This is a genomic window from Arcobacter thermotolerans, from assembly GCF_983172305.1.
The window spans coordinates 20,315-34,815 of the sequence record NZ_CFAFZJ010000011.1; the positions used below are offsets into that span (position 1 = coordinate 20,315).

The following is a 14,501-nucleotide window of genomic DNA, read 5'->3' on the forward strand; positions in this document are numbered from 1 at the left end:
AAATGGAATTTTGGCAAAATATATACTCTCATTTTAATCCAGTAGCTTTTAGTATTGGTGATATTGCAGTTCATTGGTATGGAATTATGTACGCATTGGCACTTTTAAGTGCTATTTTTATTGCAAAATGGTTTATCAAATATGACAATATCAATATAAATCAAGATATTTTTGACTCATATATCTGGTGGGCTGAAATTGGAGTTATTTTAGGAGCAAGGCTAGGATATATTCTTTTTTATGATTCAAATACAACTTACTATTTAACAAATCCTTGGCAAATCTTTAATCCTTATGTAAATGGAACTTATGTTGGAATAGCTGGAATGAGTTATCATGGAGCTTTTATTGGATTTATTATTGCTTCAATTCTATTTTGCAAAAGAAAAAATATTAATTTTTGGTTTATAACTGATATTGCAGTTTTAGGTGTTAGTGCGGCTTATGTTTTTGGAAGAATTGGAAACTTCTTTAATCAAGAGCTTGTAGGAAGAGTTACAGATGTTAGCTGGGGAATTTATGTTGATGGAATTTTAAGACACCCTTCTCAACTATACGAGGCGTTTTTAGAGGGAATTGTAGTATTTTTAATACTTGTTTACTTTAGAAATAGAAAAAAATTCGATGGACAATTAGCTTTAATGTACGGTATTTTTTATACAATTGCAAGAATAATTGCAGAGTTTTATAGAGAGCCAGATCCTCAAATTGGATTTATAGCTGGAAATTGGCTAACAATGGGAATATTACAATCAGGTGCAATATTATTAATTTGTTTAACTATTTTTGCAATAAAAAGCAAAAAGATAACTGCCTAATTTTAAGGCTGTTATCTTTTTTTTAGAATCTATAAGAAAAACCAACCATTGTACTATTTAAGCCATCATTTGGCTCTTTAATTCCAGCATTTGAATAGTGCATAAATCTTAAATAAAAATTTAAATTCCTATTTTTTAAACCTATTCCTATCCTATCTTCAAATTGAAATCTAGTAGATAAATCTTTATTATCTATTTTCGTATCAGACAAATAAGCAACTCCAATTGCTCCTTCTAAATATGGTTTAAATGAAGCAATATCAAAACTTACAAAATCTAAAGTAAAAACAGGAGAATACGATATTGCTTTTATATTGTTGTGTTCACTGCTAAAATATGAAAAACCAACTTCATGAAAACCATTTAAGGCTACAATATCTCCACTATATATTGGTTCATCAAAAGCTTTTGACACTCCTAATCTAAATGTATCAATTGAGCCATATTTACCACCATTTACAGAAATACCTACTCCATTTGCAAATAAAAATTGAGCAAATATTATAAATAAAACTACCCTTTTCATTTATACATCCTTTATGTTTAATAAGATGTAAATTATATTCAAAAATAAGTTATTTTTTTCTTTATAAATAGATTTTAATTAATAAAAAAGAGATTTTAGTTATTTTTCTTTTTTATTATTTTATAGAGTTTTGCATTTGCAAGGTCTTGCAGAAATTTTGGTTCAATTTCATGTAGAGCTATTATATCAATAAAACTATCATCCATATACCAACCTTTGCCAGTATCTATGATTTTCTCTTTTTCAAATAGCTCTATTAACTCCTCTTTTGAAACAATAATTTCTTGCAATAAGAATCCTTTTATTTTCTTAAAATATCTATAGTATAACCCCTGCTAGAGTGATTTTTAACTATTTCATAATATGTTTTTTGTCTAATCTTATTTACAATATTTCTCATAGTATAAATAGACATATCTTTACCTTTCCATACCAATTCTTTTATAGTATCATAATCAGTAATTTCATCTCTTCTCTCAATTAAAAGTTTTAAAAATCCTTTTTCAAGTCTAGTAAAATCGATTAAAACTCCACCTTTTTTAAAGAATTGATCTCTATATTCATCAAAATAAACTCCATTACCAAGTTCAACTTTATCTGATCTTTTTGTCTGATTTATACACATAATAATCGCAAGTTTTAAGTTCATTGGATTAAAAGGTTTTAATAAAAATGAATAAGCTTGTAAATTTACAGCTTTAGAGATATTTTCATCATCACTTTTCGATGAAATAACAATTTTTGGAGTTAATGCAAGCAAACTATTTGCCTTTGCAGCTATTTTGTCAAAATTCTCTTTAGGCATATCCATATCTAAAACAAGTAAATCATTAAATGATATATTTTTATAATTAATACTATCACTACTTGATATAATTTTTAACTCTTCAAAATCTGAATAGAGATCTTTAATATCTTTTTCTAAAATTGTTTTATCATCACTTACTATAATTATTTTAGTATTACTACTTTTTCTTATATTTTTTATATTGTTTTCCATTTTTTACTCTTTATAAATAATTTATTAGCCGAAATAATAACAAAAAATAGTTTTAATGTCAAAGAAATTTATGGTTTATCCATATATGATATTTGTTATTGTAGAATTGATTTTTAAAAAAAGGAATACAAATAACTATGATTATATTAGATAAATCATTCAAAGAACTCTTTAAAGATTTTTGTACAACAAATAATATAGAAAATATGCAAGTTGCAATACAATATTTCACTGTATTTGGTGGACTTGATATAAAAATTGATACAACTAAGCCTATTTTAGAACTTATTGAAAAAAATATATTAAACAACTATAACTACTTAAGAAATGAAGTAAATCACCTAACAGGTGGTTATCATGTAGAGCATGCAATTCTTTCAGGAATTGCACTAGGAGATAGAAAAACAACAAATGCTTTCAAAAGAGCTCATGTTAGTTTTGAAGAGGGTATGAAATGTGTTGATTCACTTTATGAAAAAGCTATTATAGATATTGACTCTTCTGAACATTTTTTATTAGGTAAAAGGGGCGATTCAAAAGCTATAAAAAAATTAATTTTTATAAATCCATTTCTTAGATTTTGGTTTGCGTTTGTATCTCCAATTTATAAAGGTATTAAAGATGGAAACTATGAAGAGTTTAAAACAAAGTTTCAAGGAAGAGAGTCTGATTTTAGTGATTTTATATTTGAAGAGTTAGCTTTAAGTTTTGTAAAAAATAGCTTTATTGAAGACCCTATAAAACAACATGGACAATACTGGAGTGAAAAAATCCAAATTCCAATAGTAGCAAAAACAACTTCAGGAAAAATAGTTGCAGGATTTTGTAAATATAGTGACAATAAAGTAAAAAAAAGTGAATTTAATAAATTTTTAGAAGATTTAAAAAGTGAAGATATATCTGCTGATATTATTGTTATATTTTCAAAAAATGGCTGTTCAAATGAGCTAAAAAACCTAAAAAGTGATTCACTAAGACTATTTAATACAAAAAGTTTAAAAGCAATTATATAAATTTTTAAAGATATAAAACTATATAATAAATAAAAAATTAATAAAAGAGAAACTGTTATGATAATAATTCCAGCAAGATTAAATTCAAGTAGATTTGCAAATAAAATTTTAGTAGATATTTTTGGACTTCCTATGGTTATAAGAACTGCTAAACAGGTTAGTTCTTTGGATAAAGTAGTAATTGCAACAGATACAAAAGAAGTTTATGATTTAGCAAAAGAGCATGGCTTTGAAGCAGTTATGACAAGTATTGACCATAACAGTGGAACAGATAGAATAAATGAAGCTGTAAATAATCTAAACCTAAGTGATGATGAAATTATTGTAAATGTTCAAGCAGATGAACCTTTTATTGAAATTGATGTTGTAAAAGCTGTAATAAATAGAGTAAAAGAGGTAAAAGATTGTCAAAATACTTTAATTACTTCTTGCTACAAAGAGATAAATAGTCAAAATGCAGATGATCCAAATTTAGTAAAAGTTGTAATAAATTATCTTGAAGAAGCAATATATTTTTCAAGAGCAAAAATTCCATATCATAGAGATGGTGATGAAAATTCTACTTATTTTGCACATTTAGGAATATATGGATTTACAAAAAAATCTCTAAATAAATTTTGTAGTTTAAACTCTTCAAAACTTGAAAATATAGAAAAACTAGAACAGTTAAGAGCTATTGATAATGGGTTTAAAATTGCTATGGTAAAAGTAAATTCAAAATCTTTTGGAATAGATACAAAAGAGGATTTAGAAAGAGCTTTAAAAATATTTAATAAGTAGCAATAGTGAAACAACTAATCAAATTTTGATTTTTGTCATTTTTTCGTATATTTTATTTTTAGTAGGTATAAAATCCTAGTTTTTTAATATATAACCAAAATTAGATATATTTTCTATATTAATATCATCTAACTTCTTTTTAAGCCTTGAAACAACATCACGTACTGTTGAATCAGAAATATTTTTGTTAATCCATACAAGATCTTTTAAATACTCATAAGAGATGTTTTTGTTAATATTTTTACACAAAATATGAAAAACTTCTAACTCTTTTTTTGTAAGAGCTACAACAGAGTTTTTAAAAATAAGAGTTTTTGAATCAAAGCAGTAAGTATAGTTTTCACTCAAGTCAATCTCTTTTATATCTATTTCTTCATCTTTTTTTGGTTCTTGAAGTTTTCTAATACGATTTATATTTGAAATTGCAACGCTTAAAGTAGCTTTTACATCTGATATTTGAAAAGGTTTTATTAAATACCCAAAAATATTTTCATCTTTTGCTTCATCTATCGTTGCCGTATCTGCATATGCTGTTGCAAATATTACTGGTATAAAATACTCTTGATTTAATAAAAAAGAACATTTTATTCCATCTATTCCACCTTGAATATTTATATCCATAAAAACTAAATCTATATGATTATTTTTTACAACTTCAAGTGCTTCATTTGAGTTTTTTGCTTTGAAAATAGTTTCTATACCAAATGAATCAAGTATTTGATATAGATACTCAGAAGCTATAAACTCATCTTCTACAATTAAAATGGAGTAATCTTTAATTTTCATTATTTATATCCTTAAATGATAGTTCAAATACTGTTCCATTTTCTTTATAAAAAGAGTATTTTGCATTTGGAAGTTTATTTATAAAATCTTTTATAAGCTCAAGTCCTAATCCAGTTTTTTGAATATTTTCATCAAATCCAAGTCCGTTATCAACGATAATTAAAATTACACTATCACTCTTTTTATAGCAATTAATATCTAAAATAATAGCTTTTTCTTTTGGGTGATGTTTTATACTATTGCTTATTATCTCATTTACAATAACTCCCAAAGACATTATATTTTCAAACTCAAGATTAATATTTTCAATATTAGTATTAATTTTTAAAGTTGGAATACTATATGTTTGTATAATAGTTTTTACAAGCTCATCTATATACTCTTTTAAATTAATATCTATTAAATCTTTTGAGTTACAAAGATATTCATGAATTAAAGACATAGATTTTATTCTATTTATTAGTTCTGTAAATCTATGTTTATTACCCTCTTTTTTACTTTCAAACCATAAAAAAGCAGTTATAACATGGAAATTATTTTTAACACGATGAAATACCTCTTTTACTAAAAGCTCTCTCTCTTTTACTAATTTTGTTAATTCTAAAGTCTTTTTTTTAACTTCATTTTCTAGTAGTTTATTTTGATTTATTTGCAAAGAAATTAACTCATTTTGAGTTTTTATTTGCTCATTTTTTATAATATTATAACGATTAGAAAGTATTAATGCAAAAACTATTATTTCAAGAGATAAGCAATATATATATGCATATCTATTAAAATAGTTATATTCTATAATTCCCATTAAAAACAAAATAAAAATAATTACAGAGGTAAAATAAATAGATATTGCAAAAATATAATACTTTAAAAAATATTGACCTTTTTTATAAATTTTTATTGATGAGATTATTAAAGTAATTAGTATTAGTGTTATTATGTGATTAATATAGTTATTCCAAGGGCTATATGAAATTGCTACCATCATAAAAGCAAACACAAAAAGAAGTAATATTAATATTTTAATAACAAAAACACTTGCTTTAAAATATCTTTTTGCTTCAAAATATTCAATAGAAAACAAAGATAAAAATATAATACATAAAGATGCTGAAAAGTGCAGTTTATACATATAATGTTGTAAATCAAAATATATTAAAAGTCCACTAATATTTATTAAATAAACGAGTGCAAAAAAAGCATATCCAACATAATAAATATATACTTTTTCTTTTAAACTAATCCATAAAAATAGATTAAATATAATAATAATTAATAAAATACCAAATTGTAATATGAAAAAAGAGTCAATATTTAAAATCCTACTTGCAAAAAAATAATCTTTTGAATAAACAGCAATATTTCCAAAATATGGATACTTGGCTTTTAATTCTACAAATATTGTTTGTGAGCTATTTTGTTGGATTTTAAAATTAAAAGCTAGTTTTGAAGTTTCAATATTTCTTTCTTTTATTGGTGTAAAAACACCATTTTTTAATGTTTTCCACAAATTTTCAGATTTATCAAAATAGTGCATATTTGCTTTTTCATAAAAGTGTTCATTTAGTGATAAAATAAAATCTTCTTTAGAACTTTTATTTTTTAAATCAACTTTTATCCAAATAGTATCTTTTAAATAACCTAAAGAGAACTTATTTGAATGTTTTTGAAAATCATTTGAATTAGCTATTTCTTGGATATTTAATTCATTACTTGAATCTTTCAAATAAGATATTTCAAAGTTCTCATTAAAGCTAAATTCATCTTCTAATACAAGTGTTGAAGAGTTTGCATATAAAAAATTAATAAATAAAAATATAGATATAAGATATTTCAAGATTTGCCTTAATTTAGAATAACAAGATTTTAACATAAAAAACAACTATAAAATCCGACAGATTTAAGATAATTTTTTAATAAAGTAATGCTATCAATATTATTAAGGATAAAAAATGAACCATATACCTAGCTATAAAAACAGCTTCCGTATCTTAAAAGGTGGAAAGATAAGCCTAGTAGTATCATCTTTTCTAGCAAGTACAACTCTTACTTTTGCAGCCCCAAGTGGTGGAACTGTAACAAGTGGAAGTGCAAATATATCTCAAAATGGAAAAGTAACCGATATAACTCAATCTACTCAAAAAGCCTCTATAAACTGGAATAAATTTAATATAGCAAGTGATGAAACAGTAAACTTCAAACAACCAAACTCTTCTTCAATTACACTAAATAGAGTAGTAGGAAATGAAAAGTCTATTATTAATGGTGCTTTAAATGCAAATGGACAAGTTTGGATTATAAACTCAAATGGTGTTTTATTTGGTAAGGGTGCAAGTATAAATACAAGTGGGCTTCTAGCAACTACAAAAGATATAAGTGATGCAGATTTTCAAGCAGTAAACAATAAGTTTACAGGTAACTCAAAAGAATCAGTAATAAACCTAGGAACTATAGATGTAGTAAATAATGGTTCTGTAATCCTTGCTGCAAATGAAGTAAAAAATGAAGGAACTATAAAAGCCATAAGAGGAAAAATTCATTTAGCAGGTGCAGATGAATATACAGTAAACTTAAATGGAAACTCACTTGTAAATCTAATAGTAAATAAAGGGGTACTAGATGCTCTTGTAAAAAACTCAGGAACTATTATTGCAAATGGTGGAGAAGTATATCTTACAACAAATGCTGTAAATGAGCTTCTAAAAGGTGTAGTTAATAATACAGGAGTTATAGAAGCAAATAGCTTGGCTGGAATAACTGGTCATGTAGAGCTTTTTGCTCATGGTGGAACTGCAAATGTTGCAGGGACTATAAATGCTACTGATGGGTTTGTGGAAACTAGTGGAGATAAAGTAAAAATAGACGATAGTTTTAAAGTAAAAGCGGATAAATGGCTTATTGACCCAAAAGATTTTACTATAGCAGCAAGTGGTGGAGATATCACAGGGGCAACTCTATCTTCAAACTTAGAAGATGCTAGTATAGAGATTCAAAGTGTAAACGGTGCAACAGATGGAAATGGAGATATATTTGTAAATGATACTATCTCTTGGAATGCAGCTACAAAGCTAACTTTAAATGCACAAAATGATATTTTTATCAATAGTTCAATCAGTGCAACTGCTGGACAACTAGCACTTCATTATGGAGATAGTGGAGATTATTATGTCAAGGCAAAAGTAAATCTAAGTGCAGGGAATAATTTCTTTACAAAAAAAGGCAGTGCAGGAGAAACTATTTGGAAAGTAGTAACTGATGCTGCTTCTATGCAAAATATTTCACTGAGTGGAAATAGTGTTTTAGGTGCTGATATAGATTTATCTACAGTTTCAGCAACTAACAACTGGACTCCAATATTTCATTTCACAGGTATGTTTGATGGTTTAGGTCATACTATTTCAAATTTACATATAAATAATAGTTCAATAAATAATATAGGGTTATTTAGACAAACTGAAAATGTTGCTAAAATAGCTAATATTAATCTTACCAATGTAGATATAACAGGTAAGCGTAATGTTGGTGCATTAGTAGGAACTGCGATAAACACTCATATAGAAAATGTAAGCTCTAGTGGAAAGGTTGTTGGTGTATCTAGTGTTGGTGGATTGGTTGGTTACATGACTGAATCTCCTGTAACCCTGCTAAAAAGTCACTCAAGTGCTGATGTAAGTGGTACTGGTGAAAGTATAGGTGGACTTGTAGGTCAATTAGTTTACAGTGCGATAAGAGAAAGTTATGCAACGGGTGATATTATCGGCGGTTATAATGTCGGTGGATTAGTTGGTCAAAGTGTAAACTCAACTATAGAAAACTCTTATGCAACTGGAAACATTGATGGAACTTCAAATATTGGTGGACTTGTAGGAAGATTATCGGATGGAAAAATAGAAAACTCTTATGCTACAGGAGAAGTTCCTATTGGTTCTTCTAATGCCGGCTTAATTGGTTATGTAGCACAAGGTACAGAGATTATTAACTCATTTTTTGATACAGAGACTACAAAACAAACCAATGCTATAAGTAATATTTCAGATGCTGAAGGTGTAAGTGGTAAAACATCAGCAGAGCTACAAAGTCTAGCAACCTTTACTGGTGCAGGATGGAATATACAAGGAGATTCTACAATAGATAAAGGCAATCCATTTTTAGCATGGCAAAAAAGTGGAAATAGTTATACAAAAATATGGGTAATAGGAACTAAAGAAGCTACACCAGATCCAGTTGTTCCAAAGCCAGATCCAGTTGTTCCAAAGCCAGAAGTTAAAAAAATAGTTGATTCAATAACAAATCAAACAGCTACAACTGTAAATTTACCTAATATAGAAACGAGTACTACTCCAAATAATAGTGGAAGAAATACAGATATCTCTTTTTCTCAAGGAGAAAATAAAATGTTAGTTTCAAGACCAATTGAAGGACAAGACACAAAAAGAGTAAGTTTAAGCGAAGCTAGACAAATGCAAATTCAAAGTGGTGGAAGCGGTGATGAAGTAGTAGTTCCTTTATCAAATAGCTCAATTATACAGCTTATTGATGGTGGAGTTAATCTTCCAATTGGAGTTGAACAAGAGTTTTATTTAGCAAATGCAAATACACAAGAGGAAAAATAATGAAAATCAAAAATAGTATATTATTATCAAGTTTGCTAGCAAGCACAATTTATGCAAATCCAATACCACCAAAAATTTCTGATGTTTTAAAAGAGGTAACTCCTCCTAAAATAGAGCGTGAACAAAAGCAAATACCAAAAATACAACAAGAACAAATAACAACTCCAAAAGAGTTTGAAGATGATAAAAAAGTAAAAATTGAAAGATTTTTTATAAGCGGGGCAACTCATATGAGTAATGAAGAATTAAAACAAATAGTAGCTCCTTATGAAAAACAAGATTTAAGTTTTAATCAAATTCAAGAAATAACTACTCTTATTACAAAAACATATAGACAAAAAGGTTACTTTGTAGCAAGGGCTTACATTCCTGAACAAAATATCTATACTCAAAATGGAGTACTTAAAATTAATGTTATTGAGGGAAATTATGGAGAGTTCAAATTAGAAAATAAATCACTAGTTAAAGACTCAATTCTTCAATCAAATATTGATGATATAAAAGACAAAGATATTGTTTCAACAAATACACTAGAGCGAGCAATGTTAATTATAAATGATACTCCTGGAGCTGTTGTTACAAAAGCAGATGTAAGACCTGGAAAAGAAGTAGGAACTAGTGATTTTTTAATTGGAACGGAAGCTACAAATAGAGTAAATGGATATTTAATAGGTGATAACTATGGTTCACAATATACAGGGAAACATAGAATTATGACAGCAGTTGATATAAACTCTCCTTTTAATATTGGAGATAAGATATCTGCTTTTGGATTTACATCCCAAAAAGAGGGACTTTTAAGTGGAAAGCTAGCTTATGATTTTCCAATTCATGCAAATGGAACAAGAGGAGAAATTAGTTACTCAAAAACTACTTATGAACTAGGAAGTTCATATAAAGAGCTTGATGCTGTTGGAAAATCTGATAGTTTAACAGCAAGAGTTACTTATCCTATTTTAAAAACAAGAGTTGAAAATTTAGATTCATATGTAGAAGTTTCATATAATAAAATGAAAGATGAAATTCAATCTGTTGATTCAAAAGTTAAAAAAGATTCATATGTAGCAACAACTGGGCTTGATTACACAAAAGACTCACTTGTTTTTAATAAAAACTCTCAAACAAGAGCAGGAGTTTCAATTACATTTGGAAGACTAAGTTTTAATGATAGAAAGGACAAAGAAGATGATAAAAATGGAGCAAATACTCAAGGACAATTTTCAAAAATAAATCTTGAATTAGGTAAAGATATAGATATCTTTAATAGTTTAAAATGGAGTAATACTTTACAAATGCAATATGCACTTGGAAATAAAAACCTAGATGGAAGTCAAGATTTAAGTCTTGGTGGAATAAATGGAGTTAAATTTTATCAAGATGGTGAAGAGAGTGCTGAAAATGGATATATCTATAACACAGAATTTATATACACATTGCCAATAATTGCAGGAATTGATAATAAAATATCTATATTTTATGATATAGGTCGTGTTTATATGAGTAAAAATATTACACAAGAAAAATCAAGAACACTTCAAGATATAGGACTTGGATATAAAGTTTCTTACAAAAATTTCTTTGCAAATAGTTATTTAGCTTACAATATAGGAAATGAAGTAACTTCTCAAGATAATTATAATAGTAGAGCTATGTTTCAAGTTGGGTATGTTTTTTAATTGTTAAAAATAGTTATTAATCTAAGAAGATTTTATTAAAAATTAAAATCTTCTCCTAAATAGTGCTCTTTAACATTTATATCATTTTTAATCTCTTCAGATGTTCCACTAGCAAGTAAACTTCCACTTTTCATAACATAAGCTCTATGACAAATTTGCAAAGTCTCTCTTACATTATGGTCAGTTATTAAAACCCCTATTCCTATCTTTGTAAGCTCATTTATCAAATCTTGAATATCTTTTACAGCAATTGGATCAACTCCTGCAAAAGGCTCATCAAGAAGTAAAAATTTTGGTTTTGAAACTAAAGCTCTTGCAATTTCAGTTCTTCTTCTCTCACCACCAGAAAGTGAGATTCCTTTTCTTTGACGAATAGGTTCAATATCCAAAAGTTCTAAAAGCTCTTCAACTCGTCTATTTTGTTCTTCTTTATCTTTTATTACAATTTCAGCTGCTAAAAGAAGGTTCTCTTCTACACTTAAATCTTTAAAAATAGATGATTCCTGAGGCAAGTACCCTATTCCTTTTAAAGCTCTTTTATGAAGTGGAATTGCTGTAATATCTTCATCATCAAAAAAAACTTTACCACTAGTTGGTTTTACAAGTCCACAAACTGTGTAAAAAGTTGTAGTTTTCCCAGCTCCATTTGGTCCTAAAAGACCAACTATCTCTCCTGAATTTATTTCAAGTGAAATTCCATGTAATATTTCAGTTTTTTTAATACTCTTTTTGATATCAACAATTCTTAAATTATTCATCTATTTTATACAACCTTTTATCATCATTTTTTAAAATATTTACAACAACCACATCAAAACCATAGTCATTTAAGATATTTTCTAGCTTACTATCACCCCACTCAACAAAATGCAAACCACTTTTTTCAAACTCTTCTAACATACCCAAAGAGATAAACTCTTCTAAAGTTTTATTATATAAATCATAGTGAAAAATATCTTCACCATATAAAACTTGCAAAGAAAAAGTTGGAGAATTTACAACATCCTCAATTCCTAAAGACTCTACAAAATGTTTAACAAGTGTTGTTTTACCACTTGCTAGATCTCCCCTTAAAATTACAATACAATCTCTATTTTTTAATATCTTTTTAAGCTCATCAACAAAAATTGAAATATTGCTTAAATCAAGCAAAAACTCTCTTTTCATTAGCAAGAATACTTTTGAGAAAATTTGATAATTTCTTCTAGTTTTCTTTTTGCTTTTCCTCCATTTATAGCATCTCTTGCTATTTCAACACCCTCTTTTATATCTCTTGCTTTCCCATCTACAAGTAATGCAACAGCTGAATTTATCAAAACAATATCTAGCTTTGCACCCTTTTCTTTTCCAGTTAAAATATCTCTTGTAATTTGTGCATTAATTTCTGGACCAGCACCTACTATATCACTTTTTGAAGCTAATTTTAAACCATAATTTTCTGGATTTATCTCCAAATCACTCTGTTTTCCATTTTCTAAAAGTGTTGCATAAGTAATACTAGAGATTGAAACTTCATCCATACCATCAGCAGATGATAATACCATAGCTCTTTTACAATCAAGCATATCCAAAGCAGTTGCAATTTTATTTATAAAATCCTTGCTAAATACTCCAATAACTTGCTTAGAAACACCAGCTGGATTACAAAGTGGTCCAAGAATATTCATAATAGTTCTATGGTCTATAGTTTTTCTTACAGGTGTGATATATTTCATTGCAGGATGATGATTTGCAGCAAACATAAATCCAAAACCAGTAACTTCAAGCATCTTTGCTGTATCTTCTAGACTTAAATTTAGATTTATTCCAAGAGCTTCTAGCATATCAGCACTTCCACTTTTGCTTGTAACACTTCTATTTCCATGCTTTGCAACAAAACAACCAGCACTTGCAAGTAAAATTGAAACCGTACTTGATATATTAAAACTATAGCTTTTATCTCCACCAGTTCCAACTATATCAATAGCTTTTTCTCTTAAACTTTCACTTATAGGAAGAGGTATAACAAAATCTCTCATAGAACTAGCAGCTCCTGCTAATTCGCTTGCAGTTTCGCCTCTTTCATATAGAGCTAAGAAATATTCTCTCATCTCATCGTGAGATAACTTATCTTGAAAAATTTCATCAAACTTTGCTTTTGTCTCTAAAAACATCTAATTTAACCTTTGTACATACTCATCAATTTTTGATTTTGGAGTTGATTTTGTAGTTGGAATTTGAAGAATTTTAAATTTCTCACTTTTTTCAAGATATTTTATCTCAATAATATCTCCAACTTTTACCTCTTTTGCTTTTTTTACTGAAACATCGTTTAAAAACACAACTTTGTGTTCCAACATATCTTCAGCAACTGCTCTTCTTTTTGTTATATTTACAGCGTTTAAAAATTTATCTATTCTCATAAAAAAGATTATAACAAATTTAAACTAAAATGATTTTTCTTATACTTTTTGAAGTAATTTATCAAGCCATTTTTGACTTAAAACTCTTTTTGCAAAACCTAAAATATATGTAGCCTTTGTCACATAATATCTAGGTTTTGGTTTTTTACTTTTTATTATTTCTAAAACAACTTTTGCAACACTACTTGGAGGAAGAGTAAATACTCCTTTATCATCACTACTTTCAAGTCTTGCTTTTAGCTCTTTTTCATAAGAACTTTTCCAAAAACTATTTTCTATATTTATATATTTTTTAAAATTTTTTAAAGAATTTTCTCTAAACTTTGAAGTAACAGGACCTGTGTTTATAGTACTTATAAAAATATCACTACCTAAAGTTTCAAGTCTTAAAGTATCACAAAGTCCTTCAATAGCATATTTACTAGCATTATATGCTCCACGAAACCTTAAAGATATGATTCCCAAAACAGAGCTATGCTGAATTATTTTTCCATATCCTTGACCTCTAAAAACTCTCATAGCTTGAGTTGTAACTTCGTGAAGCCCAAAAAAGTTTGTATCAAATAGCTCTTTTAAAATATCTGTATTTATATCTTCAACAGCACCTGGAACTGCAAAACCAGCATTGTTAAAAACACAATCTAATTTTTTATCCTCTTTTAAAATACAATTTAATGCAAAACTTATCTCATCTTTGTTTCTAACATCAATTTTAAAAGCTTTTAATCCCAAATCTTCTAGCATTTTTACATCTTTTTGCTCTCTTGCACTTGCATATACTTTTATACCATTTTTTTGTAAAAATAGTGCCGTTTCAAGTCCTATTCCACTTGAACATCCAGTTATTAATATATTTTGCAACTTCATTCCTAATAAATTTTTGGCTATTA

General features: G+C 27.4%; 15 protein-coding genes. 5 read left to right on the forward strand and 10 right to left on the reverse strand.

Annotation, left to right across the window (positions count from 1 at the left end):
* Positions 1-2: 2 nt before the first annotated feature.
* Positions 3-818 (forward strand): prolipoprotein diacylglyceryl transferase, encoded by an 816-nt coding sequence (gene lgt / locus AC5LG6_RS08785; RefSeq protein ID WP_066222676.1) that lies wholly within the window; start codon positions 3-5, stop codon positions 816-818.
* A gap of 22 nt (positions 819-840) precedes the next feature.
* Here the strand turns inward: lgt and AC5LG6_RS08790 are convergent, their stop codons facing one another.
* The 3 genes from AC5LG6_RS08790 to AC5LG6_RS08800 all read right to left on the reverse strand — a co-directional run bounded on the left by AC5LG6_RS08790 (position 841) and on the right by AC5LG6_RS08800 (position 2,344).
* The gene (locus AC5LG6_RS08790) at positions 841-1,344 is read right to left on the reverse strand and encodes an acyloxyacyl hydrolase (protein ID WP_066403498.1); all 504 of its coding nucleotides are present in this window, start codon (positions 1,342-1,344) and stop codon (positions 841-843) included.
* 95 nt (positions 1,345-1,439) lie between these two features.
* Positions 1,440-1,634 (reverse strand): hypothetical protein, encoded by a 195-nt coding sequence (locus AC5LG6_RS08795; RefSeq protein WP_066166039.1) that lies wholly within the window; start codon positions 1,632-1,634, stop codon positions 1,440-1,442.
* 11 nt (positions 1,635-1,645) lie between these two features.
* Positions 1,646-2,344, reverse strand: coding sequence for a response regulator transcription factor (locus tag AC5LG6_RS08800; RefSeq protein ID WP_066222671.1), 699 nt, complete (start codon positions 2,342-2,344; stop codon positions 1,646-1,648).
* A gap of 137 nt (positions 2,345-2,481) precedes the next feature.
* Between AC5LG6_RS08800 and AC5LG6_RS08805 the strand changes: the two genes are divergently transcribed.
* Positions 2,482-3,357, forward strand: a complete 876-nt coding sequence (locus tag AC5LG6_RS08805; RefSeq protein WP_498586282.1) for a DUF234 domain-containing protein — start codon at positions 2,482-2,484, stop codon at positions 3,355-3,357.
* Positions 3,358-3,414: 57 nt separating this feature from the next.
* A complete protein-coding gene (gene kdsB, locus AC5LG6_RS08810) occupies positions 3,415-4,137 on the forward strand; it encodes a 3-deoxy-manno-octulosonate cytidylyltransferase (protein ID WP_498586283.1) in 723 nt (240 codons plus the stop codon).
* Between the two features lie 75 nt (positions 4,138-4,212).
* Here the strand turns inward: kdsB and AC5LG6_RS08815 are convergent, their stop codons facing one another.
* Together AC5LG6_RS08815 and AC5LG6_RS08820 are read right to left on the reverse strand one after the other, a co-directional pair.
* Entirely contained in the window at positions 4,213-4,923 is a 711-nt protein-coding gene (locus tag AC5LG6_RS08815) for a response regulator (RefSeq protein WP_498586285.1), read from the reverse strand.
* The gene (locus AC5LG6_RS08820; RefSeq protein ID WP_498586286.1) at positions 4,913-6,757 is read right to left on the reverse strand and encodes a 7TM diverse intracellular signaling domain-containing protein; all 1,845 of its coding nucleotides are present in this window, start codon (positions 6,755-6,757) and stop codon (positions 4,913-4,915) included. Before AC5LG6_RS08820 ends, AC5LG6_RS08815 begins: the two co-directional genes overlap by 11 nt.
* 115 nt (positions 6,758-6,872) lie before the next feature.
* On the opposite strand from AC5LG6_RS08820, the gene AC5LG6_RS08825 reads away from it, so the two are divergent.
* Both AC5LG6_RS08825 and AC5LG6_RS08830 read left to right on the forward strand, forming a co-directional pair.
* Positions 6,873-9,533 carry a two-partner secretion domain-containing protein gene (locus AC5LG6_RS08825; RefSeq protein WP_498586287.1) on the forward strand — a complete coding sequence of 887 codons (2,661 nt, stop codon included), beginning with the start codon at positions 6,873-6,875 and terminating at the stop codon, positions 9,531-9,533.
* Positions 9,533-11,209, forward strand: coding sequence for a ShlB/FhaC/HecB family hemolysin secretion/activation protein (locus AC5LG6_RS08830; protein ID WP_498586288.1), 1,677 nt, complete (start codon positions 9,533-9,535; stop codon positions 11,207-11,209). Before AC5LG6_RS08825 ends, AC5LG6_RS08830 begins: the two co-directional genes overlap by 1 nt.
* A gap of 35 nt (positions 11,210-11,244) precedes the next feature.
* Here AC5LG6_RS08830 and lptB read toward each other — a convergent pair whose 3' ends face one another.
* From lptB to AC5LG6_RS08855, 5 genes are read right to left on the reverse strand one after another with little or no spacing between them, the layout of a single operon-like run.
* Positions 11,245-11,967 (reverse strand): LPS export ABC transporter ATP-binding protein, encoded by a 723-nt coding sequence (gene lptB / locus AC5LG6_RS08835; RefSeq protein ID WP_498586289.1) that lies wholly within the window; start codon positions 11,965-11,967, stop codon positions 11,245-11,247.
* On the reverse strand, positions 11,960-12,376 hold the full coding sequence (tsaE, locus tag AC5LG6_RS08840; protein ID WP_066357988.1) for a tRNA (adenosine(37)-N6)-threonylcarbamoyltransferase complex ATPase subunit type 1 TsaE: 417 nt from the start codon (positions 12,374-12,376) through the stop codon (positions 11,960-11,962). The genes lptB and tsaE overlap by 8 nt, the downstream gene beginning before the upstream one ends.
* Complete coding sequence (gene trpD / locus AC5LG6_RS08845) at positions 12,376-13,362, reverse strand: anthranilate phosphoribosyltransferase (RefSeq protein WP_498586290.1); 987 nt, start codon at positions 13,360-13,362, stop codon at positions 12,376-12,378. Before trpD ends, tsaE begins: the two co-directional genes overlap by 1 nt.
* Complete coding sequence (locus AC5LG6_RS08850) at positions 13,363-13,611, reverse strand: S4 domain-containing protein (RefSeq protein ID WP_066153450.1); 249 nt, start codon at positions 13,609-13,611, stop codon at positions 13,363-13,365.
* A 39-nt stretch (positions 13,612-13,650) separates the two neighbouring features.
* Entirely contained in the window at positions 13,651-14,472 is an 822-nt protein-coding gene (locus AC5LG6_RS08855) for an SDR family NAD(P)-dependent oxidoreductase (RefSeq protein WP_498586291.1), read from the reverse strand.
* Between the last annotated feature and the right edge of the window lie 29 nt (positions 14,473-14,501).